This window comes from Streptomyces sp. NRRL F-5123 (assembly GCF_000721495.1).
Taxonomy (GTDB): domain Bacteria; phylum Actinomycetota; class Actinomycetes; order Streptomycetales; family Streptomycetaceae; genus Actinacidiphila.
Window position 1 is genome coordinate 1 of sequence record NZ_JOHY01000017.1, and the last position, 24964, is coordinate 24964.

Genomic DNA, 24964 nt, shown 5'->3' on the forward strand with positions numbered 1-24964 from the left:
CCGCAAACCCCCGACCCGCACCCCCGCCTCCCCCACCGCATAAGGCAACTTCAGCTCGTCCCGCGGCAGCCACATCCCCACCGCGCCCAGCCACCCCACCGGGGCGGCCCGCCAGTGCAACCGCCGCTCCCCCGGGCGCCACAGCGCCAGAGACTCCGCCCCGCCCGGGACTTCCGCCCGAAAGGCCACCACCGACGCCTCGGGCGCGAGGACGAGACCGGGCTGCGCGGTCACCGGCGTGAGCTGGACGCCGGGGACGCGCAGGGCGTCCGGGAAGCGCACCGGGTGCCGACTGCCGAGGACGCCCCAGCCGAGCCGCGCCTCGCCCGTCGCGTCGCTGCGCAGCACCAGCAGGCCGCTGTCGGGCTCGGCGAGCAGCAGCCGGTCGTCGCTGTCGTCGGTGAGATGGAGCAGCGGGCTGGTGCGCCCGGTGCCGAGGTCGGCGGCCACCGCCTTCGTACGGCCGCCGAGTTCGCGGTCGAGCGCGAGCAGCCGCCCGGTGCGGTCGAGCCAGACCCCGCCCGTGCAGCGGCCCTCGACGGTCATGACGGGCTGCGGGCCCTGCCCGTCCGCCGTGCCGTGCACGCGCCAGACGCCCGTACGGCCGGCAGCCGCGTCGTACGCGAGCGCGTACGCCACCGGCGGGGAGGCGGGGACGGGCGGCAGCAGCCGTACGTCGTCGCCGGTCAGCGAGCCGACCGGCAGCTCGCCGGTCTGCGGGCCCGAGGGGTAGAGCAGCACGAGGTCCCAGCGGTCGGCGACGCGGCGGCGTACGAGCACCCGCCCGTCGGCGAGCGGCAGCGCCTGCGTGTCGGCCTCCTCGGGTTGCCGTCCGGGCAGCGGTACGGCGTAGGGCTCGGGCCCGCCGAGGGTCCAGCGCTCGACGAGCAGGCCGCGCCCGGCGCCGTCGGGCGTGACGCCCTCGGCCAGGCAGGCCGCGTACGAGCCGTCCGCGGCGATCGTGAAGCCGGACCGGCGCACCGTCCGCGGCACGCCCGCCCCGGCTCCCGTCCCCGCGGCGCCGCCCTCGGCCCGCAGCACGCTCATCGCTCCCACAGCTGTGACGGTCATGTGAGTCGTCCACCTCCGGCGCAAGACCGTAGTTTTCGCACTTCCGGGCGATCAACGCGACCGGGGGTCATTCACCCGTAAGGGTGTTGGTGTGCACGATTCGCCCGCGGGGCGTACGCGGGTGTGCAAAACGGCGCCCGCCTGCGCGGAGGGGTCGCCGCCCGTGGAACGAGGGGGTGGGTGTACGGCGCACGAATGGATGAGGTTAGGCTCACCTAAGACAGCGTTTGAGCTTTGAACCACCAGCGCGGCCACGTGCACCGCCATCGGTCACGCGCACCTCCCACGGCCCCGCACGCCACCCACGCACCAGGAGTCCGCTCATGTCCCACCGGCGCCGCCGTACCACCGCCGCCGTCGCCCTCGCCGCAGCCGCCGGGCTCGCCCTCGCCGCGTGCGGCGGCTCCTCCGACGACGGGAAGGGAGCGGGCGGCACGGACGCGGCCGCCAAGGACAAGCAGGCGGTCGCCAAGGGCGGCAAGGACTTCGGGTCCGCGGGCGACAAGACCGCGCAGATGGGGACGGACGCGAAGCCCGGCCAGTGGCCGCGCACGGTCAGGCACGCGATGGGATCGACCGTGATCCCGAAGCAGCCCACCCGGGTCGTCGTCCTGGACGTCGGCGAGCTGGACAACGTCGTGTCGCTCGGCGTCAAGCCGGTCGGCTACGCGCCCACCGAGGGCTCGCCCTCGCTTCCGTCGTACCTGAAGAAGGACGGCGGCAGCCCGAAGAACATCGGCACGATCAACAACCTCAACCTGGAGGCCATCGCGGGCCTCCACCCCGACCTGATCCTCGGCAGCCAGCTGCGCGCGGCCACGCAGTACAAGGCGCTGGAGAAGATCGCGCCGACCGTCTTCTCCGTCCGCCCCGGCTACACCTGGAAGCAGAACTACCTGCTCAACGCGGCCGCGCTCGACAAGACCGCGCAGGCCGAGGCGAAGCTCGCCGAATACGACGGCAAGATCAAGGCGCTGGACGCGGCGCTCGGGGCGAAGAAGCCCACCGTGTCGATGGTCCGCTACATGCAGGACGGGAAGACGCGGCTGTACGCGAACCAGTCCTTCATCGGCACGATCCTGAAGGACGCGGGCATCCCGCGGCCCAAGAACCAGGACATCGACGACCTCGCCGCCGAGATCTCCGCGGAGAACATCGACCAGGCGGACGCGGACTACATCTTCACCGGCGTCTACGGCGACCCGAAGACGACGGACATGGCGCGGGCCCAGTCCAACCCGCTGTGGAAGAACCTGGGCGCGGTCAAGGCCGGCCACGCCTTCGACGTCCCGGACGAGACGTGGTACCTCGGGCTCGGCGTCACGGCCGCGGACCTGGTCGTGGCCGACCTCCAGCACTACCTGACGGCGTCCTGACCGCGTCCTGACACCGGCCCGAGAGGACAAGGCGTCCTCTGCGGGTAATCTTCGTAGACGTGCCACGTCTATCCGACCTCATCGACGCCCTCGACGCCCTGTGGCCGCCGGCCACGGCGGAGAGCTGGGACGCCGTCGGGCTGGTGTGCGGCGACCCGGCGGCGCAGGTCGGCCGGGTCCTCTTCGCCGTCGACCCGGTGCAGGAGGTCGTGGACGAGGCCGTCGCGGCCGGCGCCGACCTGCTCGTCACGCACCACCCGCTGTACCTGCGCGGGACCACGAGCGTCGCACCCGTGGGGCCCACCGGTTTCAAGGGGCGGGTGGTGCACGACCTCATCCGGGGCGGAATCGCGCTCTACGTCGCGCACACCAACGCCGACCGCGCCGACCCCGGCGTCTCCGACGCGCTCGCCGCGGCGGTCGGGCTGCGGGTGACCGGCCCGCTCGTACCGGACCCGGCCGACCCGGCGGGGCGCCGCGGGCTGGGCCGGATCGGTGTGCTGGACGAGCCGCTGAGCCTCGCCGAGTTCGCCGCGCAGGCCGCCCGCGGGCTGCCCGAGACGGCGACCGGGCTGCGGGTGGCCGGCGACCCGGCGGCCCCGGTCCGTACCGTCGCGGTGTGCGGCGGCTCCGGCGACAGCCTCTTCGCGCAGGTGCGGGCCGCGGGCGTGGACGCGTACCTGACCGCCGACCTGCGGCACCACCCCGCCTCCGAGGCGCGCCAGGCCGCGCCGCTCGCGCTGATCGACGCCGCGCACTGGGCCACCGAGTGGCCGTGGTGCCCGCAGGCCGCCCGCGAGGTCGACGCGCTCGCCGAGCGGCACGGCTGGGCGCTCAGCACCCAGGTCTCGTACGCCGTCACCGACCCGTGGACGGCACACGCACCCTCCGCTTCTCCCGTCCCTTCCAGCAGCCCAGGAGCCCCCCGCTGAACGCCGAGCCCGCCGACCAGATCCGCCTTCTCGAAGTCCAGGCCCTCGACTCGCGCATCGCGCAGCTGGACCACAAGCGCAAGACCCTCCCCGAGCACGCCGAGCTCGAACGCCTCGGCGCCGACCACGCGCAGCTGCGCGACCTGCTGGTGGCCGCGCAGACCGAGGAGAGCGACACCGCCCGCGAGCAGACCAAGGCGGAGCAGGACGTCGACCAGGTGCGCCAGCGGGCCGTACGCGACCAGCAGCGGCTGGACTCCGGCGCGCTCGGCGCGAAGGACCTGGAGAACGTGCAGCGCGAGCTGGCGTCGCTCGCCAAGCGGCAGTCCGACCTGGAGGACGTCGTGCTCGACGTCATGGAGCGCCGCGAAGCCGCGCAGGAGCGCGCCGCGGAGCTGAGCGGGCGGGTCGAGGCCGTGCAGTCCGAGACGGCGGCGGCGGAGGCGCGCAAGACGGAGGCGCTGGAGGCCATCGACGCCGAGGGCTTCACGGTCGCCAAGGAGCGCGAGGTGCTCGCCTCGGCCGTGCCCGACGACCTGATCAAGCTCTACGACAAGCTGCGCGCCCAGGGCGGCGGCATCGGCGCCGCCCGCCTCTACCAGAAGCGCTGCGAGGGCTGCCGGCTGGAGCTGAACATCACCGAGCTGAACGAGGTGCGCGCGGCGCCCGCGAACCAGGTGGTGCGCTGCGAGAACTGCCGCCGCATCCTGGTGCGTACGGCCGACTCCGGCCTGTAGGTCCGGTGACCGCGCCGGGTACGGGGGCGGCCCCGGATCTCGGGGCGCCGACCGTACTGCTCCTGCTCCGGCACGGGGAGACCGCGCTGACCGCCGGGCGCCGCTTCTCCGGGAGCGGCGGGGCGGATCCGGCGCTGTCCGCCCGCGGGCGCGAGCAAGCGGCGTGCGCGGCGCGGGCGTTGGCGTCGGCGCGGCCGCCGGTGGACGCCGTCGTGTCCTCGCCGCTCGCCCGCTGCCGGGAGACCGCCGCGGTCGTCGCGGGGCGGCTCGGTCTGCCGGTGGGGGTCGAACCGGGCCTGCGGGAGACGGCGTTCGGGGCGTGGGAGGGCCTGACCTTCGCCGAGGCCCGCGAGCGGGACCCGGCCGCGCTGGACGCCTGGCTCGCCTCCCCCGCCGCCGCACCGCCCGGCGGGGAGAGCTTCGCCGACGTCGCCGCCCGCGTCACCGCGGCCCGCGACGCGCTGCTGGCCGCGCACCGCGGGCGTACGGTCCTGCTGGTCAGCCACGTCACACCGCTGAAGACCCTGCTCCGGCTCGCGCTGGGCGCCCCCCACGAGGCGCTCTTCCGGATGGACCTCGACCCGGCGTCGCTGTCGGCGGTCTCCTGCTACGCGGACGGCAACGCGACCGTCCGCCACCTCAATTCGACCGCGCATTTGGCACCTTGGCCGTACGCGGGGGAGAGCGCCGGGCCACAATGACCGCGTGGACGGACGAGACGGGGAAGCGCGGGACGACACTGCCGCCCGGCGTGCGGGCACCGAGCGGCTCATGGAGCCGCTGCGGGCGAACATGCCCGCGGACAAGGACATCAGCTTCGAGGGCATCCGCAGCATGGGCAACCCCGTCCCCCTCCTGGTGCAGAACGACGGCACGGGCGTGCTCCAGCTGTGGCTCGAACCCTTCGGCCAGGACTACTGGTTGAACCCCGGCGAGTCGGTGTACGTGACGTCGTACGGCATGTGGAACGACCACCCCTTCGAGGTCGTCCACGAGCAGGACTGCATCACCGTGTGGGCGACGTCCTGGTTCGCGACCGTCTCCGACCTGAGCGGTGCCGAGTTCCCGGCGGGCAGCCGGAGTTAGCGGCCTGCGCGGGCCCGCCTCACGGCGCGAGCGCGGCCGCCTCCTTGGCGAGGGCGGTGATGCCCTCCCAGTCGCGGGCGGCGAGCAGATCCTTCGGGATCATCCAGCTGCCGCCCACGCAGGCGACGTTCGGCAGCTCCAGATACCGCGGGGCGCGGGCCGCGTCGATCCCGCCGGTCGGGCAGAAGCGGGCGCGTGGCAGCGGCGAGGCGAGCGACTTCAGGAAGGGCGCGCCCCCGGCGGGTTCGGCCGGGAAGAACTTCATGTCGGTGATGCCGCGCTCCAGCAGGTTCAGCACCTCGGAGGCCGTGGACACCCCCGGCAGGTACGGCAGTCCCGTCCCGCACATCGCGTCCAGCAGCGACTCCGTCCACCCCGGGCTGACCAGGAACCGCGCCCCCGCCGCGGTCGCCGCGGCCGCGTGGTCCGGCGTGAGCACCGTCCCGGCCCCCACGACCGCGCCGGGCACCCCGAGCGCCACCGCCTGGATCGCCTCCAGCGCGGCGGGCGTCCGCAACGTGATCTCGATGGCCCCGAGCCCCCCGGCGAGGAGCGCCCGCGCGAGCGGCACGGCGTCGTCGGCGTCCTCGACGACGACGACGGGTATCACGGGGGCGAGCCCGAACACGGAATCCATGCGCACATCCTGGCCGGAGGCTCCACTCCCTGCAACGCGCGTTGCACATGGCGCAACGCCACGATGGTCGCAGGGGCGAACGGGGGTGCCTCTTACGGTGGGATGCGCAGCTTTCCGCCGGTGAGTGGCTGGTCGCGCGGTTCTCCCCCAGAGCTTCGCCTGGGAGGTGCCCCCGCGCACGGGAGATCGCGCAAAGCACCCCCCGGGGGCACCCCGGAGCGGAACGGCGCACCCCGCGGGAGCTACACCTCGTGGACGAGGATGTCGAAGCGGGGCCCGTCCGTCTCGACGGCGAAGCCGAGGTCGCGGAGGTCGGAGGCGAGGGCCTCGGGGGTCCGGGGCCGGGCCCCGGCGGTGAGGAGGGCCCGCACGACACGGCCCTTCGTCGCCTTGTTGAAGTGCGAGACGACGGCGCGCCGCTCGACCCCCTCCACGACGGTGACCTGGAGCACCCGCACGGAGACCGTGCGCCCCGCGACCTCCCCCCGCGGCCGCCAGGCCGCCGCGTACGCAGCCGACCGCAGGTCGAGCACGAGCCCGCCCCCGGCGAGATCGGGCAGCGCCCGCTCCAGGTGCGGCTTCCAGTACGCGGCGAGCCCGCCCGCCCCGGGCAGCCGGACGCCCATGGAGCAGCGGTAGGCGGGGATGCGGTCGGCGAGCCGCACCGCGCCCCACAGCCCGGAGAAGACCAGCAGGGACTGCCCGGCGCGGCGCTTGGCGGCGGCGTCGAGGGTGCCGAGGCCGAGCGCGTCGTAGAGGACCCCCGTGTAGAGCCGTCCGGCGGCCACCGCGGGGGCGGTGCGCAGCGCGGCGTTGCGGGCGATCTCGCCGCGCAGCCCGGGGGTGAGCCCGAGGACGTCCGCGGCCTTGTCCTCGTCCCCCTCGCACAGCGCGACCAGCTCGTCGAGCACGGCCGCGCGCGGTGCGGCGAGCTCGGGCAGCGACAGTCCGTCGAGCGCGAGCGGCCGCCCGCGTACGGCGCCGGTCTTGCCCTCCGACGGCGGCAGCAGGACGAGCACGGTTTCTCCTTCACGGCGTGGGGTCCCGGCCAGCCTACGCGGCCGGGGCGCGGGTCCCGCGGACTGATCCACTACGATGGCGGGTACGGCAGACGAGCCGGGCGGACGGCCGCGTCGGGATCCCCGGATCCCGCCGAGGAAGGTCCGGGCTCCACAGGGCAGGGTGATGGCTAACGGCCACCCGGGGCGACCCGCGGGAAAGTGCCACAGAAAACAGACCGCCGGGGATCTCGGTCCCCGGTAAGGGTGAAACGGTGGTGTAAGAGACCACCAGTGCCCAGGGTGACCTGGGCAGCTAGGTAAACCCCACCTGGAGCAAGGTCAAGAGGACGGTACGGCGACGCACCGTCCGCGCGGACGTTTGAGGGCTGCCCGCCCGAGTCCGCGGGTAGACCGCACGAGGCTGCCGGCAACGGCAGCCCTAGATGGATGGCCGTCGCCCGGGCCGCCGCGAGGCGCCCGGTGCACAGAACCCGGCCTACAGCCCGACTCGTCTGCCGCCCCCTCCCTTCCCGGTCGGAGCGGCTTGCCGCCCGCTCCGACCGGATCCGCCGGGTCCGACGGCACCCGCGGGACCCGGCCGGGCGCCTGCCCCGCGGCCGAAATCGCGCGGAATCGTCGACGGCCGTCGCCGGCTCGTGCTGACGTAGGCCCTGCCCGAACGGCCGTGTTGCGGGCGGCACCAGGCGTGCTTCCATGGAATGGCCGGGAAGAAGCGCGGCCGCCTGCCTTCGCGGGTCCGCGGCCCGGGACCGAGTCACCGACCCCTCGGGGGGCGGAGGACTGCACCATGACCAAGGTCGTTCGGCACCCGGACGGAAAAGAGCGCCCGCGCAGCGCACCCTGGTACACGCTGTACCCGCGCCGCCTGGCGGCCCGCGCCGGCGGCGCGCTGGGCCGCCGCTGGCGGTGGTGGCTGACCCGCCGCGAGGCCCGCCGCAGCATCGTGCCCAACCGCCACTGGCGCAGGTGGCGGCTGTCGTTCGGCCGTGTGCTGCGGATCTACGCCTACGTGGGCACACTGCTGCTGGCCGCGTGGGTGGCGGCGATCGTCTACGACGCGGTGAACGGCGAGCACACCTTCTTCCACCGTCTGACGGACGAGACCTGGTTCTCGACGCTCATCGGCTACGCCGGTCCGTTCCTGGTGGCCGCCTTCGTGCTCACCCTGTTCCTGCTGTACTGGTTCCACAGGACGAAGCGGCCCCTGGTGAAGAAGGCCAGGACGGCCCCGCACGAACTGGTGCCCACCTCGGGCACCCTCGTCGACCGGATCGTCGGGCGCCACGAGCTGGCGCAGGTCATCGCGCAGACCCTGCGCGACCACCGGACCCGCAAGCCCTATCTGATCGTCGGTGGCGTGGGCGTGGGCAAGACCGCGGTCCTGGTGGAGCTGACCCGCATGCTGGCCCGGCAGGACGCCGTGCCGGTGCCCGTCCGGCTGCGCGACTGCGACGGCGGGGGCGAGCTGGACTTCGAGAAGCTGGCCCGGCGCCGTTTCGCCGAGGAGGCGGACCCGGGCGTGCTCGCCGAGGGCCAGATCGACAAGACCTGGCGGCAGCTGCGCCTGGACGACAAGGTCGTCGTCCTGGCGGACGGGCTGGAGGAGGCCCTGCTCGACGACGAGCACCGCGACGACCGCGACAACATCATCCGCCGGGCCATCGACCGGGCCGACCGGCAGCACCTGCCGGTCGTCATCGCGTCGCGCCCGCACGCCCCGCTGGAGGGCACCCGCGCCGCCATCACCGAGCTGGAGCCGCTGAGCGAGGAGGCGGCCCTGGAGTACCTGGCCAAGGATGCCGCCGAGGCGGACGAGCGGCGGCTGGACTGGATCGTGGAGACCGCCGACATCTCCGACTCACCGATCTACCTGCAGGTCGCCCGGGTGCTCGGACAGCACAACCTGCTGGACCACGCGTCGGCCGGCAGCCGGCGCGGCGCCCTCGACACCCGCAGCCACGATCGCTCGACCCTGCGCCTGTGGCTGCTGGACACCTACCGCGAGGCCGTGGAGGACGGGCGGCTGTTCGACCGGCTGGTGATGAGCCGCGAGGAGCGGCAGGACACCTTCTGGGTCGTCTCCGCGCTCGCCTGCCTGGGGCTGCTGGAGGACAGCCTCGACGTGAGCTTCGACAGCTTCGTCGGGCCGGACCGCCAGGAGCGGTCCCGGCAGATCTGGGCGGTCATGAGCCGGCATTTCGGAGACCGCCTCACGCACCCCCGCGGCCGCCCGGGCGGCGGCGACGCGCACTGGCTGGACCCCGAGCGGCACGCGGAGGAGTGCCGGACGGCGCTGGCCCGTTTCGCGGCGGGCGCCCAGCAGCTCGGTCTCGTCAAGAGCTACCGCAACCGGGTCCGCTTCCCGCACAGCATCATCCAGGCCTACCTTGGCCACCGCCTGCTGGACGGGATGGGCGACGGGGAGCTGTGCCGCGTCGTCGAGCCCGCCCTGCGCATGCCCGGCCCCAGTCGCGAACTGCTCATCGCCCTCGTCCTGCTGTCCCGTCGGCGGGCGGCCGGGGCCGGGGACGGGTCTCCCCGGTCTCCGGAGCCGGACGGCGCGGTAAGCGGGCTGTTCCCGCGCAGTCTGGTGCGGGCGCTGCGCGAGAACGCGGACGACCGGCAGGACGTGAAGTTCTTCGACTTGTACGCCACCGCCCTGGAGATCGGCAGTGTCGATCCGCACGAGGATCTGAACGACGTGGCCGTGTCGCTGCTGGGCAGGTGGCGGACGTTGGCCGTCGAGGGCGACCAGCAGTCGGTGGAGGAAGCGAAGCTGCGGCTGGTCGGCCGGTTCGGGGCCGCCCTGCACGCGGCGGACCGGCGCGCCCGCGGGAGGACCGGGGGCGACGGCTCGCCGGCGGTGTCGCAGCCGTACGACACGTTCTTCGACATCGGCACCTACGAGTCGTCGCACTCGGTGCGCTTCGCGATCGTGCGGGAGCTGGCCGCGGGAGGCGACGCGTCCTTCGACGTCCTGATCCGGCACTTCCCGAAGGGGGACGACCCCGTCGAGCTCTACCTGGGGTGGGTCCAGCAGCTGGCACGCAAGCGGGGGGAGGAGTACCGGGCGTGGCAGGAGGGCGGTCGCCGGGCCGACCCGCGCGACACGGCCAGCGCCGCCAGACGCGACGCGGAGCACCTGATGGCCGTCGAGCGCTACGACAATGAGCGGGCCCGCATCTGGCGCTACTGCGTCATGCGGACCTGGGTGCTGCCCATGTTCGTGGGGTCGGTGTCCGGGACCTACCGCGACGAGGCCAAGGAGCGACTGGAGAGGTGGCTGACGCACCTGGCCCCTGGCACCGGCCAGGGCGGGGCGGTGCCGTCCGGCGCCGGCGGTGCGGCACCCGACCTGCCGCTGTCGCTGGAGAACGCGCTCGCCCAGGGGCTCAAGAACACGGCCAACCGCAGGAGGCGACACCCCGACTCCCGCGACGAGACCCGCGCCTACCTGGTCAAGCAGGCCGAGCGGATGCTCGCCTGCAGCCGCTACTGGCACGCGCAGGTGATCCTGCTCCAGGCGCTGTGCCTGTGGCAGCTGCCGGAGGACGGCAGCGGGTGCGCGGCGCCGCCCGGGGGCAGTGGCGGACACGCCCCGGGCCGCGCGGCAACCGACGACCCGATGCGGTCGGTGGCCCGCTGGCTGTCCATGGCGGGCACCGCGCACGACCACCCGGCCGAGGACGGCACGGGCCGGCACGGGGGCGACCGGCTGCTCCACCCCTTCGTGGCCGAGACCGGGGACCTGGTGACGCTCGCCCTGGAGACCGGGCATCCCGAGCGGTTCCTGTGGATCGACGAGAAGGGCGCGGTCGGCAACGTGGGCTCCGCTCCCGCCGACCCGGAGCGCTATCGCAAGCACAGCCTGTGGATCGCGCCCTCGGTCGGGTGGAGCGTGCTGCACCCGCGTGCCCAGAGGCTGGTCGCCGACGTCCTGGTGATGCTCAACCTCACCGAGCGCAACAGCGGCCCCGACGACATCGAGGACCGGCTGGCGCGGGCCCACACCCATCTCCTGCCCCCGTGTGTCACGCACGACCGCACCCCGCTGCACCCCGAGCGCAGTGTCGGCCGGGCGGACGAGGACGAGCCGGGTGCCACCTGCGTGGCCACCTGCCGCTTCCGGCTGTGCCCGTACCCGCCCAAGGCCGGCAAGGCGCAGACCGAGATCGAGGAGCCGTTCTGCCGCCAGCAGCAGGCCCTCCTGCACAGCCGCTTCCGCTGGCGCCCGCCCGCGATCAGCCGGCGCACCGCACCCTGGGTGAGTATCCCCGTGCGGGAACTGCACTCGTTCTGGGAGGAGATGGCCAACCGCAACCGGACCACGTCCGGGGACGAGCCGCCCATGATCTGAGGCCTGCCGCGGACCGGTGGCGGCCGGCGCCCGTTCTCAGCCCGCCACCGTCCACTGCGGCGTCCACGTCCCCGGGGCTCCGTACCCGGGGGTCGTGGCGGCCAGGTGGGCGCGCAGCAGCGGGAGGGCGGGGTGGGGGTTGTCGCGGTGCCACAGGAGGGCGTGCGGGTAGACGGGGGTGGGGTCGGTGACCGCGACCAGGCGCAGGCCGCGGGGGTCGGGGTCGGTGGCCTGCGCCAGCCGGGGCAGCGCGGACTCGCTCATGAAGGTCGCCAGGTCGGGGGTGCCGGCGATGGTGTCCAGGAGCGCGTCGGAGCCGAAGTTGGGGCCGGTCGCCTCGATCGTGAGGCCGAACTCGGCGACCAGGTCGTCGTAGTACGCGGCCCACTCCGTGCCGGGAACGATGCCGGGCATCCAGATGCGGTGGCCGGCCAGCTCGGCGAGGGGCACCGAGCGGGCGGCCGCGAGGGCGTGGGCGGGGCCGGTCGCGAGCTGGAGCGGCTCGTCCAGCACACGGGCGTACGCGATGTCCTCGGGGAGCGGGCGGCCGGGCGCCGCGACGGCGCGGAAGGACGCGTCGACCGTGCCGGAGCGGATCGCGGCGACGGCCGCCTCGATCTCGAACAGCATCACCACGTCCAGCTCGACCCCGGGGTGCGCGCCGTGGAAGGCGCGCATCGCCCGGGAGGCGGCGCTGCGCGAGGCGATGATGTCGACGCGCAGCGGGCGGCGGCCGGGGCGGACGGACGCGGCCGCGCGCTCGGCGGCGCGCAGCAGCTCGCGCGCGTGGGGCAGGAACGCCTGGCCGTCGACGGTGAGTTCGGCGCCGCGCGGGGTGCGGGTGAAGAGCCGCACGCCGAGGCCGCGCTCCAGGGCGGCGATGCGCTTGGAGACGGCCTGCTGGGTGAGCGACAGCTCCGCGGCGGCCTCCTGGAAGCGCCCCGCGTCGGCCGCGGCGACGAAGGTCCGGACGGTGTCGAGGTCCATGCCTTCACCCTAGGGACACAACCACGGGTTGTGGCCCGGCGGCCCGCCGGTTGTTTGCGCCCCGCCGACCGCGCCCGCTTGGATGCTGCGCACCACGGACCTGCACCGATGCGGCACCGATCCGGCGCGCCACTGATCCGGTGCGGGCCGGCCCGCGTGCGGGCGGGCGTGGCACATCGGCGTACGCGGGCGGAGACGGGGAGGCGGACGGGTGGGCGTGGCGGGCACTGCGGGCGGACGGGGCGGGCAGCGGCTGGGGCGGCGGTTCGGTTGGCTGTGGGGGGCGTACGGGACGAGCGCGCTCGGGACGTGGCTGGCCTTCGGCGCCTTTCCGCTCATCGCCGTCCGGGTGCTGCACGCCGGGCCCGCCGCGGTCGCCGCGCTGTCCGCGACGGGCGCGGCGGTGGGGGCGGCGGTGGCGGTGCCGCTGGGGCCGTGGGTGGAGTTCCGCCGCAAGCGGCCGGTGCTGGTGGGGCTGGACCTGGTGCGGTGCGCGGCGTTGCTGACGATCCCGGTGGCGTACGCGCTCGGGGCGCTCACGTATCCGCAGCTGCTCGCGGTGTCGGTCGTGGTCGCCGCCGCGGACATCGGCTTCCGCACCGCCTCGGGCGCGTATCTGAAGACGCTGCTGCGGCCCGAGCAGCTGCTCACCGCCAACGCGCGCTTCGAGTCGACGGCGTGGTCGACCACGATCGTCGGGCCGCCGCTGGGCGGCATGGCGATCGGGCTGCTCGGGCCGGTGGCGACGGTGATCGCCGACGCGGCGAGCTACCTGCTGTCCGCGCTCGGCATCCGCGCGAGCGGCGGGCGCGGCGGCGAGGAGGAGCCGCGCCCCGAGCGTGGGAAGGCGCCGCGGACGCGGGCGCGCGACCTGCTCGACGGCTGGCGCTACATCCTCGCCGACCCGGCGCTGCGGCCGCTGTTCTTCTGCGCCGCCCTCTTCAACGGCCTGGTCATGGCCACCGAGCCGCTGCTGGTCGTGCTGATGCTGGGCCGGCTCGGCTTCACGCCGTGGGAGTACGGGCTGGCCTTCGCCGCGCCCTCGCTCGCGGGCCTGCTGGGCTCGCGGCTGGCCCGGCGGTTCGTGACGCGCTTCGGGCAGCACCGGGTGCTGGTCGCGTCCGGCACGCTGCGCGCGGTGTGGCCGGTCGGCCTGGCCTTCATCGGGCCGGGGACGGGCGGGCTGCTGCTGGTGATCGGCGTGGAGCTGGGGCTGATCTTCTGCTGCGCGGTCTTCAACCCCGTCTACGCCACGACCCGCCTGGAACGCTCCGCCCCGGACCGGGTCGCCCGCGTCCTGTCGGCGTGGGCGGTGACGACGAAGGTCTCGGCGGCGCTGCTGACGGCGGTGTGGGGCGTGCTGGGCGCGCTGATCGGCCTGCGCCCGGCGCTCGCACTGGCCGGCGTCCTCGTCCTGGCGACCCCGCTGCTGCTCCCCCGCACCGAGCCGGAGCCGCTGCCCGTACCGGCGTGAGGCACCGGCGGGAAGCGCCCTGGACGTCGGCACCCGCCTGAACCACCGGCGGGAGGTGCCGCCGGGAGGCACCCCGCGGGAGGCACCGGCCGGAAACGCCGGCCGGGTGGGAGCGCGGCTACCCGCGGGAGGCGCCCCGCGGCCAGACCACGTCCACGGGTATGCCCAGCGCCCGCGCCTCCTGGACGGTGTCGGCGGTGCCGCCGCCCCGGCCGGTGGGGGGCTCGCCGTTCCACACCGCGACCAGGCGCTGGGCGCGGTGCAGCAGCGCGCGGTTGGCGGTCTCGTACGCGCGCCGGTCGGCGGTGGCGTGGTCCATGACCTCGACCTCGGCGGCGGCGCCGAGCAACCGGTCGAAGCGCGGGGCGTGCTCGGGACCGACCTTGGCGGTGCGGTAGTCGCGGGAGGGTACGACGACGACGAGCCGGCCGCCCACGGCGAGCACGGCCTCGGCGAAGACGCTGTCGGCACCGGCCGCGATGCACGACACCCCCGTCAACTCCGGCCCGGTGTAAGGGGCGAGGAGGTCGTCGAGGGCGGCGCGCACGAGCGGGACGGACGGCGGTGTGAGGTCGATGTGCCCGGTCACGGCCAGCGTCACGGCGCGATTCGTCATGGCGTTCGCTCCCCTCGGTGGGTTCGGTTCGGTCCGGTCGGTCCGGTCGGCTCGGTCAGTTCGGTCGACCCAGTCCGCTCGGTCGGTTCGGTCGGCTCGGTCGGTCCGGTCGGTTCGGTCGGCTCGGTCGGTCCGGTCGGTCCGGTCGGCTCAGTCGGCTCAGTCGGCTCAGTCGGCCAGTTGCTCGCGGAGCCTAGCGCGCGCCTCCCGTACGGGCGCCGAGTGCCCGTGCCCGACGGTGCAGGAGTAGAGCCACTCCGCGCCCTCGCGGACCCGGCCGGAGCGCACGCCGGCCGCGGCGTCCACGGCGGCGTGCGTCTCGGCGACGGCGGCGGACAGGTCGCCGAGCAGGAAGTAGGTCTCGGCGAGGCCCAGCCGGTCGAGGGCGACGGCCCGCCCGGCGCCCTCGCCGCGGGTGGCGAGGGCGTGCCGGATCTCCTCGCCGGCCCGCTCGGCGTGCAGATGCGGGTCGTTGCGGGCCAGTTCGAGGTGCCGGCCACCGGTGGTGCCGGCGAGTTCCGCCTCGTCGAAGTAGCCGATCCAGTACGGCTCCTGGCCGCTGCCGGCCGCCGCGGACAGGGCGTGCCGGGCGTGCCCGGTGGCGCGGGTGAAGGCGGCGGTGCGGCCCATCGCGGCGAGCGCCCAGGCCTCGCGGGTGTGCAGCATGGCGCGCAGCCGAGGTCCGGCGACCTCGCGGGAGCCGTCCTGCGCGAGCCGGATCAGCTCCAGCGCGTCCGACGGCCTCCCGGCGTAGAGGAGTTGGCGGGCCATACCGGCCAGCACGTTGGCGCCCCACAGCCGGTCGCCGCCGGCGTGCGCGGCGCGCAGGCTGAGCCGGTAGTAGTCCTGGGCGCGGCGCTGCAGGCCGGAGTCCCAGGCCATGCCCGCCGCGGTGCCGGCCAGCAGGGCGAGCACCCGGTAGAGGCGCTCCTCGACGGCCGGGGCCTGGTGCTCGCCCAGCAGGGCGGTCACCTCGGAGAGCTGGCCGAGGACCGCGCGGCGCCGCAGGCCGCCGCCGTCATCGTGGTTCCAGGCGCGGAACGCCCGGGCGGTCTCCTCCAGTTGCCCGATGTCGCGCAGGCCGAGCCGGCCCGGGCGGACGCGCCGCCGCCCGGCCTCACCGGGGTGCATCCAGCCCTCCAGCGAATCCAGCAGGACGGGCCCGCTCATCGCGGTGGCGGCGAGCGCGCGGGCCAGTGCCCGGCGGTCCGTCGCGAGGTCCGCGTGGGTGAGCCGGGCGGCGAGGTCGACGGTCGCGGCGGCCTGCCACGGGGTGTCGACGCGCAGCGGCATCTCGGGATCGGGCGCGAACTGCGGTGCGCGGGCGCGCTCCCAGGGCCGGGAGGCCAGGCCGAGCAGATCACCGGGGACGCGCAGGCCGTCGGCGATCCGCCGCAGCACCTCGATGGAGGTGATCCGGGCGCTGCCGGACATGATCGTCGAGACCTTGCCGGGCGTGAGGCCGCACGCGAGGGCGATCTTGTTCTGGGACAGGCCCGCGTACTGCTTCAGCAGCCGGAAGGCGGCGGCGAAGTCGTGCTCGCGCAGGGCGTGCCGGAGATCCGGCCTGGCCAGGACGCGGGAGGGGATGGGCGGGGGGCTCACGGTGACCTCGGCGCTTCCTCGTACTCGTCGGGGCTCGTGGAAGCCGGCTGGGGCTTCGTGCACGGGGGTTACCGCCTCGGGAACCCATGACGGTACTACCCCCGTTCGCCCCGCTCCACGACTCTGGGTACATGCCTGATCACGAGACGGCCCCGGGGACCGCCGCGCACCGGGGTGCGCCCTCGGCCGCGCTGCCCGGCGCGGCGCGCCGCTGCGACCACTGCGGGCGGACCACCACCGAGTGGGCGGTGCGCGAGCGCGCCGACGACCGCGGTCCGGTGGAGCTGGTGTGGTGCCGCGACGCGCGGTCCTGCGGCACCGCCCGCCGCGCGATCCGCACCCGGCCCCGGACGTGGGGCAGGTGAGTTGAGCCGGGCCCCCGGCGGTTCGCCGTGCCGCCGGGGGCCCCGCCTGCGGGACCCGTGCTCCCCCGCGCCGGGTCACGCAGGCACCCATGACCGTCAGGGCACGGGCGGCGGCGCTCAGTCCTCGTCGGGGAGGGCCAGCCACAGGTCGACGTTGGACTGGAAGATCCGGCCGGGGCGCTGGTCACCGCTGTCGGGGATGGTCACCTTGACGTAGGGGAGGTCGCCGCCGTCGACGGTCACCTTGCTGCCGCCGTAGAGCTTCGGCTTCTTCGCGGCGGCCGCCTTCAGCCGGCCGGCGACGTCGTCGGCGGTGTCCTGGTCCTTGGTGACCACGCACATCACCTCGGTGTTCTTGCCGCCGTCGTCCGCCTGGCCGAGCACGGTCAGCTGCACGGCGTCCTTCGTGCTGAGCGTGTTGAAGTCGGCGCGGTAGACGTCGCCGAGGCAGTCCGCGGCGCGCCCGAACTGCTCCGAGCCGGCGAGGGAGTCGCCCTTGTCCGGGTCGGCGGCCAGGAAGGTCTTCGGGTTGCCGGAGTAGCGCACCTCGTCGTCGGTGACCAGGATCGTCAGTTCGCCGCTGTGGCTGTCGCCGTTGCCCTCGTACGTCAGGACGTCCTTGCCGTCCTTCTTCGTCGCCTTGTAGCCGGCCGCCTTGAGCTTCGCGATCACGGCCGCGGCGTCGAAGTCGCCCTTCCAGACGCCGAGTTCGCCGGAGTCGATCTCGCTCGTGATCTGGTCGGGCTTGAGCGTGTCGCCCCACGGCGGGCCCGCGTAGCTGTTCAGCAGCATGCTGGGCGGGTTCGCGACCGCGCTGTAGCGCTTCTTGTCCGACGCGCTCAGCTTCCGCACGCGGACCTGGTCGACGTAGCTCACCTGCTTCGACGCGGCGCTCTTCGGCAGGTGCCGGAGCGCGTCCTCCGTCGCCGAGCCACCGCCCGAATCGGACGAGCAGCCGCTGACGGCGGCTGCGGCCAGCAGGACGGCGGCGAGCGCGGGGGCGGAACCGCGGGTGACCGCGGAGACGGACGGGGCAGCGGATCTGTGTGGTCCTATGTGCATGGCAGAGCAGCCTAGGGGGAGTTGTCAGTCCAGGGCGGCGATTGCCTTGTGCACACGGGACGCCAGCGCGTCGGGCAGCGGGCCGAAGCCGACAGCGGCGGCGTCCTGCGCGCCGGGGGCGCCCGTCGCGTACGCCAGGAAGGCCCGCAGCGTGGTGAGGGTCCCGGCGGCGTTGCCCTTGGCGCACACGACGGCGTAGCTGACGGCGGTGAGCGGGTAGGCGCCCGGCGCGGTGCCGCCGTAGTCGGGGGTGAGCACGAGGTCCCCGCCGGGGCCGCCGCTCGCGGCCGCGTGCGCGACGAAGGCGGTCGCGGTGGCGGGGCCGACCGCCACCGGGTCTCCCGCACCGGTCGCGATCCGCGCGGTGGCGAGCGGGTCGGCGGACCCCGCGACGGAGTAGCCGATCGAGCCCGCTACCGTCCCGACCTCGTGCTCCTGGGCGATCGCGCCGGTGCTCCCGACACCGCCCTTGCCCGGCCACGAGCCGTCGGGGGTGTGCGGCCAGGCGGATACCGCGGCGGTATGCAGATAGGTGGTCAGGGCCAGGGTCGAACTGCTGTAGTCGGCTCGGTGGACGGCCCGGACGGCGGTGGAGGGGAGGGTGGCGCCCGGGTTGAGTCTGCCGATCGCCGCGTCGTTCCAGCGGGTGATGCGGCCGTCGAAGATCTTCGCGAGCGTGGCCGCGTCCAGGACCAGGTCCCGCACGCCGGGCAGGTTGTAGACGACCGCGATCTGCGTGGCGGCGAGCGGCAGGTCGACGGCCTGCCCGCCGCCCCGGCTCTGGCAGCGGGCTCGCGACCGGTCGAGGCCCTGCTGGTCGAGCGGGGCGTCGTCCACCGCGAAGTCCGCCTGCCCCGACAGGAAACTCGTGAGGCCCGCGTCCGGGCCCGTGCCCGTGTAGACGACCGTGGCGCCGGGGCACCGCGCCTGGAAGCGCGTGGTCCACCGGTTCATGAGCGGGCCGACGAGGTTCGAACCGTCTGCCCGGACGCGGCCCTGGGCGCCGGCGCAGGAGAAGGGGGCGGCGGAAGTGGAGGAGGAGGAGGACGGGGCGGCCGGGGTCTTCGGCTGCTGGGAGGCCGCCCCCTTGCCGGGGCTGTCGGCCGAGGCGTGACCGCCGCCGCGGTCGTGCAGGACGACCAGGGGTACGGTCACGGCCGCCGCGAGGGCGAGGACGGTGGCGCTGACGACGACCGCGGTGCGCTTCCGCTTCGGGGGCCGCGCGCCGGGGAGCGCGGCGCCGGGCACGAGGCGGGGGGCGGGGGGTACGGGCGCGGGTACGGGTACGGGGGGCGTGTCCGGCCTGGTGGGGGCGGCGTCTCGGGAGGTCGGGACGTCCCGGCGGGTCGGGGTGTCGGCGGCCGCGGGTACGGGTGCGGGTACGGGCCCGGCGGAAGAAGGTTCGGCGGGCACGGGCCCGGCGGAAGAGGGCGTCGGAACCGCGGGCGGCTCGCCCGTGGGCGCCGACAGCGCCGCGAGCAGCTCCTCCACCGTCGGCCGCCCGCCGGGCTCCTTCGCCAGGCACGCCGTGACGAGCGGGCGCAGGGTGCCGGGCAGCCCTGTCAGATCGGGGTCCTCGTGGACGACCCGGTAGCCGATGCCGTCCGAACTCATCCCGTCGAAGGGGCCGTGGCCGGTCGTGGCGAAGACCAGCACGGAGCCGAGCGCGAAGACGTCGGCCTCGGGGCCGGTGCCGCCGGTGCGCAGTTGCTCGGGGGCCATGTAGCCGGGCGTACCGATGGCGACGCCGGTCGTGGTGAGGGGGGCGGCGGCGACGGCGCGGGCGATACCGAAGTCGATGACGCGCGGGCCGTCGTCGGCGAGCAGGACGTTGCCCGGTTTGAGGTCGCGGTGGACCAGGCCCGCTCGGTGGATGTCGCGCAGCGCCTCGACGAGTCCGGCGGCCAGGCGGTGCGCCGCCGCGGCGGCGAGCGGGCCCGCGGAGGTGACGTGCTGGTGCAGCGTGGGGCCGGGCACGAAGAGGGTGGCGAGCCAGGGCTGCTCGGCGTCCGGGCCGGCGTCCACGACGGGCGCGGTGAAGGCCCCGCTGACCTGCCGCGCTGCCTCGACCTCGCGCCGGAAGCGGACCCGGAAGCCCTCGTCGGTGACCAGTTCCGGCCGGATGACCTTGACCGCGAGCCGCCGCCCGGACACCGAGCGGCCGAGGTAGACCACGCCCATGCCCCCGGCGCCGAGCCTGCGCTCCAGCCGATACCCGCCGATGACCGACGGGTCCCCCTCCTGCAGCGTCACCGTGCGCTCCCTCCCCTGTTCCCAGAGCAACTCCAGGATAGGGACGCCGGGCCCACCCGGCGGCCGCACCGAAAGACAGTCGACTTGTCCGTTTTACCGGTTAAGGCATAAATGACTTCTTCGGGAACTTAAGGACTTATTCATGGGATAAGACCGTGGAACGGGAGCCCACCAGGGCGTGACGCGCGTCACAGGACGCACATCACTTACTAACCCGCCTAGTGGAATCCCACCCCCTCTTCCGGGCCCATTCCGCAGGGAGTGCCCGCGTCCACCGCCTCCGCTTTCTACTAAGCCGCTTAGAACACCAGGTAATTGTCGCGTCAAATTCCAGCTGATACCAATGTGCTCGCCGCAGCGCACCGCAATGGAAAAGCGGGTCGGATTGGCATCGGCGGGGGCCGGCGTCTGCGGACAGGTAATAACTGGAACGAGGTCCGCACCATGCCGAAGCACGCCCGTAACCGCTCGCTCGCGAAGCGTATGGTCTCCGTGCGCGGAGCCGTCGTCGTCGGAACGTTCGCCGCGCTGTCCTGCGGGATCGTCACCGGTACGGCGAGCGCCGCCACCCCGGAAAAGGCTCCCGCCAAGTCGACCGTGACCGCGAAGCAGAAGGCCGAGCACAAGGCCGCCAAGCGCACGTACACGGTCAAGAAGGGCGACACCCTGATCGGCATCGCCCGGCACCACAAGGTGACCGGCGGCTGGAAGGGCATAGCCGCCCGCAACCACATCCACAGCCCGTACATCATCCACCCGGGCCAGGTGCTCCACCTCCCGCACGCCCCGGCGGCGAAGGCCCCCGCGGCCAAGGCCCCGGCGCCCGCCGCGAAGGCGTCCACCACGACCACCGCGCAGACGGCGAGCACCGCCACCGCCTACCCGGACAACCTGGACGGCTGGATCAACCACTCGCTGGCCATCATGAAGCAGCGGGGAATTCCCGGCAGTTACGACGGCATCTACCGCAACATCATCCGCGAGTCCTCCGGCAACCCCAACGCCATCAATCTCTGGGACTCCAACGCCGCGGCCGGCACCCCGTCCATCGGCCTCCTCCAGGTGATCCAGCCGACGTTCGACGCCTACCACGTCCCGGGCACCTCGACGAACATCTACGACCCGGTCGCGAACATCACCGCGGCGTGCAATTACGCGTACCACGTGTACGGCTCGATCGACAACGTCAACGGCCCTTACTAGGCCGCGATTTCGCAATAGCCCCGGCGCACCCGCGCCGCCCGTCGCAAAGACGGGCGGCGCGGGTGCGGCGGCTGTGGTCGGGAAAGGCCGCCGGGTCGGTCGGGTCAGTTCAGTTGAGGTCGGTTCAGGTCACGCCTGTCGGTTCAGGAGCAGGCCGTGCCGTTCAGCGTGAAGGCGCTGGGGGACGCCGTGCTGCCGGACGAGGTGCCCTGGAAGCCGAAGGACTGCGAACCGCCCGCCGGGATGGAGCCGTTGTAGGCCAGGCTGCTGGCCGTGACGGCGCCGGAGGTCGGGCTCACCGTGGCGTTCCAGGCGCTGGTGACGGTCTGGCCCGAGGGCAGGGTGAAGCCGAGCTTCCAGTTGCTGACCGCGCTGGAGCCGGTGTTGGCGATCGTGACGTTGGCGGTGAAGCCGCCGGACCAGGTCTGCGTCGCGTAGGTCACCTTGCAGGCCGAGCCGCCCGTACCGCCGGTGCTGCCGCCGCTGGTGGTGCCGCTGGACGTACCGCCGTTGCTGGTGCCGCCGTTGGTCGAGCTGCCGCCCACGTTGACCGAGGACGAGAAGCTCGTGACCGCCAGGCCCGCGCCGTTCTGCCAGGGCTCGAAACCGGCCTGGACGCTGGTGAGGTACCAGTTGTTCTGGGCCAGCCCGCGGCTGATCGTCTCGTTCGCGAAGGCCTTGACGTCGAAGCTCCAGCTGCTGATCGCCGAGGGCGCGACGAAGGAGATCACGTCGTTGCCGCCGTTGTTGCCGGTCCACACGTCCCAGCTGCGGCCGGCGACGTTGGCGGTGCCGACCTTGGAGCCCACCGGCTGGACCGACCCGACGTGGTTGAACCACACCATGATCTCGGTCTTGTTGACGCCGTCCGTCTTCGGCGTCGGGTCCAGCCAGATGTCGTAGGCCGCGTCGAACACCGCGTTGTTCACGAAGCTGTACGAGATGCTCGTCGGCGCGCTGCTGATCCCGCTGAGCTGCGCGGGCAGGTTGGTGCCGGGCGAGCAGTTGGTGTAGTGGCAGCCGTTGAAGATCGACGGGTACGACTTCGGCGCGCCGTTGGTCGCCACCGAGCCGTCGGCCGTGGTGACCTGGAAACCGCTGCTGGTGACGTTGATGCACTGGGTCGCGGATGTGCCCCAGCGGTTGTTCTGCACGACGTACTTGCCCTGGATCGTCGTCGACCCGTACTGGTCGCAGATCTGGGTGTCGGCGTGCGCGGCCGGCGCGGAGGCCAGCGTGACCAGGCCGCCGATGCCGAGGCCGAGCGCCGCGAGCGCGGCGACGGCGGTTCTGCGCGTGGAGCGGAGGGCTTGCTGTAGCGACTTCATGCTTGTCCCTTCGATGACAGGCACGGAGGTGGGGGGACCGAGCAAGCGCGGTGCGGGCGGGCTCCTTTCGACGCGGTTCGATCGTGGTTCGATTCGATTCGATCCGCATGGGAGCGCTCCCACAACTGCTTCGGAACAAGGACGGTAAGGGCGCCGTCCCACGCGTGGCAAGAGTCCCGTCCGACCCACGAGAGTAACCGCAGGTCGGCGCCCCGGCCGTCGCGGGACACTGCGCTGGACGGGGGCCGTACGGGCGCGTCGCGGAAGGGGTGCGCGGGCCGGGCGCTGCCCGCGGGTTGACTGGGCCGCCGGACGGGAGCGGGCGGAGGTGGCGCGGTGGCGGCGGGCGGTCAAGGGAGCGGCGACGGCGGCGCGGCCGCGGGGCGCGGAAACGGCGGCGGGGACGAGGGCGACGGCGGTACGGCCGCGGGGCGCGGCGGCGCGGGCGGGAGCGAGGGCAGGCCCTGCGGCCCGCACGGCCACGCGCCGGGCCCCCACCCCACCGCCGGCGAACTGGACTACGCAGCCCTCTTCGCCGCGGTCCCGGCCGCCTGCGTCGTCCTCGACCCCAACCTCACGATCATCACCTGCAACAACGCCTACACCGAGGTCACCGGCCGCACCGCCGCCGAACTGTCCGGCCGCAGCTTCTTCGACGCCTACCCGCCCGACCCGGACGAGCCGACGTCCCACGCTGCCGAGGTCCAGCGCCACGGGCTGGACCTGGCACTGCGGACCGGCGAGCCCAACATGCTGCTGCTGCACCGCTTCGCCATCCCCCACCCCGGCAAGCCGGGCACCTTCGACCCCCGCTGGTGGAACGTCACCAACCGCCCGCTGGTCGGCCCGGATGGTCAGGTGGAGCTGATCATCCACCGCATCGACGACGTCACCTCCTTCGTCCGCTGGGAGCGCGAGGGCGTCGAGCCCGTCCCGGACGGCGAGCTGATGAAGGCGCCGCGCGCGGAGCTGTTCACCCGGGCGCGCGAACTCCAGCAGGCCAACGCCCGGCTCCAGGAGATGACCAGCCGCACCCGCGACCTGGCACTGACCCTGCAACGCGCGATGCTCTCCACCCCCGACCTCGACACCCACCCCGAGATCGCGGTGCGCTACCGCCCCGCGATGCGCGACCTCAACGCGTGCGGCGACTGGTACGACGTGGTGGACCTGCCGGAGGGGCGGCTCGGCCTGACGGTGGGGGACGTCGTCGGCCACGGCGTGGACGCGGCGGCGGTCATGGGCATGCTGCGCAGTGCGCTGAGCGCGGCGATGCGCGTCGCGGACGGGCCGAGCGGCGCGCTGGAGACGCTCGGCCTGTACGCGCGGGCGCAGCCGGGCGCGATGTCGTCGACGACCTTCGCGTGCCAGGTCTACCCGGCCAGCACCCTCCTCACCTACAGCAACGCCGGGCACCCGCCGCCGGTGCTGATGCGCCCGGACGGCTCCTCCTGCTTCCTGGACCAGGCGACCGACCCGCCGCTCGGGGTGCGGCTGGAGCACGTGCCGCGCCCGCAGGCGACCGTGGAGTACGGGCGGGGCGACACCCTGGTGCTGTACACGGACGGCCTGATCGAGCGGCGGCACGAGGACATCGACGTCGGCCTGGACCGGCTCGTGGACGCCGTCCGCGAACTGCGCACCCTCCCGCCGGAGGAGATGGCGGACGGCCTGCTGGCGGCGATGGCCGATCCGGGGGGCCAGCAGGACGACGTGTCGCTCATGGTGGTCCGGCTGTGAGCAGGCCCCTCCGGGGCGGTGCCGCTCGGCCCGCGCCATGCACGCCGGGCAACGAGCCCGCCTGTCGCAGCACCTGACCGCGAAACCGTGGTTCCGATGCCATGGTCCTGTGTCCATGGTTGGTGTGCCATACTGCGGCCATGGCCACCCGTACGCGCAGGCGCAGGAAGCCCGCCGAGGAACACCCTGACTTCGACACCCCCGCCATGCGACGCGTAGCGGCGGCTCAGGCCGTGATCGACGAGCTGACCGAGAAGCTGGACAAGGCCGAAGCCGAGAAGGAAGCGGCCGTTCACGAGGCGATGGCGGGCGATACGCCCTACGGCCGCGTCACGCGCATCGCCCACCTGCTCCGGTTCAAGGACCCCAGCGGCGTGTACAGGATCCAGAAACGCGAGGCGGCCCGCCGGGACGCCGAGCGGGAGGAAGCCGCCTGACCGAGGCCCCGCCAGGGCCCCGCGCCGCGCACCGAAGCCCAGGAGACCGCCGCTCATGACCACAGCACCGCGCAACCCCGCCGAGCCGCTCATTCCCCTGCCCGAGAAGACCCCCGCCGCGCTCCGTATCGCCGTCGCCCAGCTCGACCCCTCCGCCGTCGCCACTTTCGACCGGCAATGGGACGAAGCGATGCGGCAGGCCCGCGACGAGTACACCCTCACGCCGCCCCGCGCCTTCGTCGAGAAGTGGGCGTCCTGGGTCGGCATCGCCCGCTTCCCCGAACGTCTCGCCCGCTTCCGCGAGTGCGAACGCATCGTCAGCGAATCCGGCGACCGTACCGCACGCCGCGCCGCCGCCGCCGAACTCGCCGCACTCCTCGCCCAGGCGGAGGCCAACGCCGCGTGAGTGACTGGACCTGGGAATACCTCCCCGATGCCGAAAACGTCGTCAGCGGCCTGACCGGGAAGCAGCGGGAAGACGTCGAATTGGTCGCGCAACGCATCGCGGATGCCGTCGGCGTGCGTCGCATCGGCAAACCCTTCGACATCACCGAAGCCGCCTCCGGCGTCATGACGTTCGCCGAGGGCCCCGTCATGGTCTGGTATCAGGAGGACTACCGCGATGACGTCGTGCTGATCCTCCGCGCTCAGCATTTCGGTGCCTGACACCCGTCCC

General features: G+C 73.9%; 21 protein-coding genes, 1 other RNA gene and 1 pseudogene. 14 read left to right on the forward strand and 9 right to left on the reverse strand.

The features are described from left to right. On the reverse strand, positions 1 to 1071 hold a 1071-nt coding region (locus tag IH54_RS0117160), incomplete at its 3' end, for a hypothetical protein (protein WP_159011897.1). Positions 1072 to 1394: 323 nt separating this feature from the next. Between IH54_RS0117160 and IH54_RS0117165 the strand changes: the two genes are divergently transcribed. The 5 genes and pseudogenes from IH54_RS0117165 (at position 1395) to IH54_RS0117185 (ending at position 5202) form a co-directional block, all read left to right on the forward strand. After that, positions 1395 to 2447, forward strand: a complete 1053-nt coding sequence (locus IH54_RS0117165) for an iron-siderophore ABC transporter substrate-binding protein (RefSeq protein ID WP_031517661.1) — start codon at positions 1395 to 1397, stop codon at positions 2445 to 2447. 59 nt (positions 2448 to 2506) lie between these two features. Beyond that, positions 2507 to 3379: a Nif3-like dinuclear metal center hexameric protein gene (locus tag IH54_RS0117170; RefSeq protein WP_031517662.1), complete on the forward strand. Its 873-nt coding sequence runs from the start codon at positions 2507 to 2509 to the stop codon at positions 3377 to 3379. Next, positions 3376 to 4116 (forward strand): zinc ribbon domain-containing protein, encoded by a 741-nt coding sequence (locus IH54_RS46925; RefSeq protein WP_031517664.1) that lies wholly within the window; start codon positions 3376 to 3378, stop codon positions 4114 to 4116. The genes IH54_RS0117170 and IH54_RS46925 overlap by 4 nt, the downstream gene beginning before the upstream one ends. Next, positions 4008 to 4817 (forward strand): annotated as a pseudogene (locus IH54_RS0117180) (histidine phosphatase family protein); the annotation flags it as partial. The gene IH54_RS46925 and the pseudogene IH54_RS0117180, both read left to right, overlap by 109 nt. Positions 4818 to 4821: 4 nt before the next feature. Further along, complete coding sequence (locus tag IH54_RS0117185; protein WP_159011900.1) at positions 4822 to 5202, forward strand: hypothetical protein; 381 nt, start codon at positions 4822 to 4824, stop codon at positions 5200 to 5202. A gap of 19 nt (positions 5203 to 5221) precedes the next feature. Here IH54_RS0117185 and eda read toward each other — a convergent pair whose 3' ends face one another. Continuing rightward, complete coding sequence (eda, locus tag IH54_RS0117190) at positions 5222 to 5839, reverse strand: bifunctional 4-hydroxy-2-oxoglutarate aldolase/2-dehydro-3-deoxy-phosphogluconate aldolase (protein ID WP_031517670.1); 618 nt, start codon at positions 5837 to 5839, stop codon at positions 5222 to 5224. Between the two features lie 242 nt (positions 5840 to 6081). Next, positions 6082 to 6858, reverse strand: coding sequence for a peroxide stress protein YaaA (yaaA, locus tag IH54_RS0117195; RefSeq protein WP_031517672.1), 777 nt, complete (start codon positions 6856 to 6858; stop codon positions 6082 to 6084). A gap of 93 nt (positions 6859 to 6951) precedes the next feature. Between yaaA and rnpB the strand changes: the two genes are divergently transcribed. Continuing rightward, positions 6952 to 7355, forward strand: an RNA gene (rnpB, locus tag IH54_RS41720) — RNase P RNA component class A. A 293-nt stretch (positions 7356 to 7648) separates the two neighbouring features. Beyond that, positions 7649 to 11218: an ATP-binding protein gene (locus IH54_RS0117200; protein ID WP_031517674.1), complete on the forward strand. Its 3570-nt coding sequence runs from the start codon at positions 7649 to 7651 to the stop codon at positions 11216 to 11218. A 36-nt stretch (positions 11219 to 11254) separates the two neighbouring features. On the opposite strand, the gene IH54_RS0117205 is transcribed toward IH54_RS0117200, so the two are convergent. Next, positions 11255 to 12205, reverse strand: a complete 951-nt coding sequence (locus IH54_RS0117205; RefSeq protein ID WP_031517675.1) for a LysR family transcriptional regulator — start codon at positions 12203 to 12205, stop codon at positions 11255 to 11257. A 217-nt stretch (positions 12206 to 12422) separates the two neighbouring features. On the opposite strand from IH54_RS0117205, the gene IH54_RS0117210 reads away from it, so the two are divergent. Further along, complete coding sequence (locus IH54_RS0117210; protein ID WP_031517676.1) at positions 12423 to 13679, forward strand: MFS transporter; 1257 nt, start codon at positions 12423 to 12425, stop codon at positions 13677 to 13679. Between the two features lie 118 nt (positions 13680 to 13797). Here the strand turns inward: IH54_RS0117210 and IH54_RS0117215 are convergent, their stop codons facing one another. Further along, positions 13798 to 14295, reverse strand: coding sequence for a hypothetical protein (locus IH54_RS0117215; RefSeq protein WP_031517678.1), 498 nt, complete (start codon positions 14293 to 14295; stop codon positions 13798 to 13800). A gap of 168 nt (positions 14296 to 14463) precedes the next feature. Continuing rightward, positions 14464 to 15900, reverse strand: a complete 1437-nt coding sequence (locus IH54_RS0117220; protein WP_031517680.1) for a helix-turn-helix domain-containing protein — start codon at positions 15898 to 15900, stop codon at positions 14464 to 14466. A gap of 131 nt (positions 15901 to 16031) precedes the next feature. Here IH54_RS0117220 and IH54_RS46190 point away from each other — a divergent pair, with 131 nt between their 5' ends. Continuing rightward, positions 16032 to 16265: a hypothetical protein gene (locus tag IH54_RS46190; RefSeq protein WP_031517683.1), complete on the forward strand. Its 234-nt coding sequence runs from the start codon at positions 16032 to 16034 to the stop codon at positions 16263 to 16265. Positions 16266 to 16382: 117 nt separating this feature from the next. Here IH54_RS46190 and IH54_RS0117230 read toward each other — a convergent pair whose 3' ends face one another. Next, positions 16383 to 17327, reverse strand: a complete 945-nt coding sequence (locus IH54_RS0117230) for a hypothetical protein (protein ID WP_052397555.1) — start codon at positions 17325 to 17327, stop codon at positions 16383 to 16385. A 24-nt stretch (positions 17328 to 17351) separates the two neighbouring features. Further along, positions 17352 to 19580, reverse strand: a complete 2229-nt coding sequence (locus tag IH54_RS41700) for a serine/threonine-protein kinase (protein WP_052397556.1) — start codon at positions 19578 to 19580, stop codon at positions 17352 to 17354. Positions 19581 to 20024: 444 nt separating this feature from the next. Here IH54_RS41700 and IH54_RS0117240 point away from each other — a divergent pair, with 444 nt between their 5' ends. Further along, entirely contained in the window at positions 20025 to 20783 is a 759-nt protein-coding gene (locus IH54_RS0117240; protein ID WP_031517688.1) for a LysM peptidoglycan-binding domain-containing protein, read from the forward strand. Positions 20784 to 20926: 143 nt separating this feature from the next. On the opposite strand, the gene IH54_RS0117245 is transcribed toward IH54_RS0117240, so the two are convergent. After that, positions 20927 to 22111, reverse strand: coding sequence for a GH12 family glycosyl hydrolase domain-containing protein (locus IH54_RS0117245; RefSeq protein ID WP_031517829.1), 1185 nt, complete (start codon positions 22109 to 22111; stop codon positions 20927 to 20929). 336 nt (positions 22112 to 22447) lie between these two features. Between IH54_RS0117245 and IH54_RS0117255 the strand changes: the two genes are divergently transcribed. The 4 genes from IH54_RS0117255 (at position 22448) to IH54_RS0117270 (ending at position 24954) form a co-directional block, all read left to right on the forward strand. Further along, the gene (locus IH54_RS0117255; RefSeq protein ID WP_234343571.1) at positions 22448 to 23851 is read left to right on the forward strand and encodes a SpoIIE family protein phosphatase; all 1404 of its coding nucleotides are present in this window, start codon (positions 22448 to 22450) and stop codon (positions 23849 to 23851) included. A 140-nt stretch (positions 23852 to 23991) separates the two neighbouring features. Beyond that, a complete protein-coding gene (locus IH54_RS0117260) occupies positions 23992 to 24288 on the forward strand; it encodes a hypothetical protein (protein WP_159011902.1) in 297 nt (98 codons plus the stop codon). Positions 24289 to 24343: 55 nt separating this feature from the next. Beyond that, the gene (locus IH54_RS0117265; protein ID WP_031517694.1) at positions 24344 to 24694 is read left to right on the forward strand and encodes a DUF6247 family protein; all 351 of its coding nucleotides are present in this window, start codon (positions 24344 to 24346) and stop codon (positions 24692 to 24694) included. Further along, the gene (locus tag IH54_RS0117270; protein WP_031517696.1) at positions 24691 to 24954 is read left to right on the forward strand and encodes a hypothetical protein; all 264 of its coding nucleotides are present in this window, start codon (positions 24691 to 24693) and stop codon (positions 24952 to 24954) included. The genes IH54_RS0117265 and IH54_RS0117270 overlap by 4 nt, the downstream gene beginning before the upstream one ends. Positions 24955 to 24964: the final 10 nt, after the last annotated feature.

Bases quoted from the DNA above. Each gene is read 5' to 3' on its own strand.
- IH54_RS0117245 (WP_031517829.1), bottom strand. From the start codon at position 22,111: ATGAAGTCGCTACAGCAAGCCCTCCGCTCCACGCGCAGAACCGCCGTC.
- eda (WP_031517670.1), bottom strand. From the start codon at position 5,839: ATGGATTCCGTGTTCGGGCTCGCCCCCGTGATACCCGTCGTCGTCGTC.
- IH54_RS0117260 (WP_159011902.1), top strand. From the start codon at position 23,992: ATGGCCACCCGTACGCGCAGGCGCAGGAAGCCCGCCGAGGAACACCCT.
- IH54_RS0117165 (WP_031517661.1), top strand. From the start codon at position 1,395: ATGTCCCACCGGCGCCGCCGTACCACCGCCGCCGTCGCCCTCGCCGCA.
- IH54_RS46190 (WP_031517683.1), top strand. From the start codon at position 16,032: ATGCCTGATCACGAGACGGCCCCGGGGACCGCCGCGCACCGGGGTGCG.
- IH54_RS0117200 (WP_031517674.1), top strand. From the start codon at position 7,649: ATGACCAAGGTCGTTCGGCACCCGGACGGAAAAGAGCGCCCGCGCAGC.
- IH54_RS0117240 (WP_031517688.1), top strand. From the start codon at position 20,025: ATGCCGAAGCACGCCCGTAACCGCTCGCTCGCGAAGCGTATGGTCTCC.
- IH54_RS0117265 (WP_031517694.1), top strand. From the start codon at position 24,344: ATGACCACAGCACCGCGCAACCCCGCCGAGCCGCTCATTCCCCTGCCC.
- IH54_RS0117215 (WP_031517678.1), bottom strand. From the start codon at position 14,295: ATGACGAATCGCGCCGTGACGCTGGCCGTGACCGGGCACATCGACCTC.
- IH54_RS0117205 (WP_031517675.1), bottom strand. From the start codon at position 12,205: ATGGACCTCGACACCGTCCGGACCTTCGTCGCCGCGGCCGACGCGGGG.
- IH54_RS0117230 (WP_052397555.1), bottom strand. From the start codon at position 17,327: ATGCACATAGGACCACACAGATCCGCTGCCCCGTCCGTCTCCGCGGTC.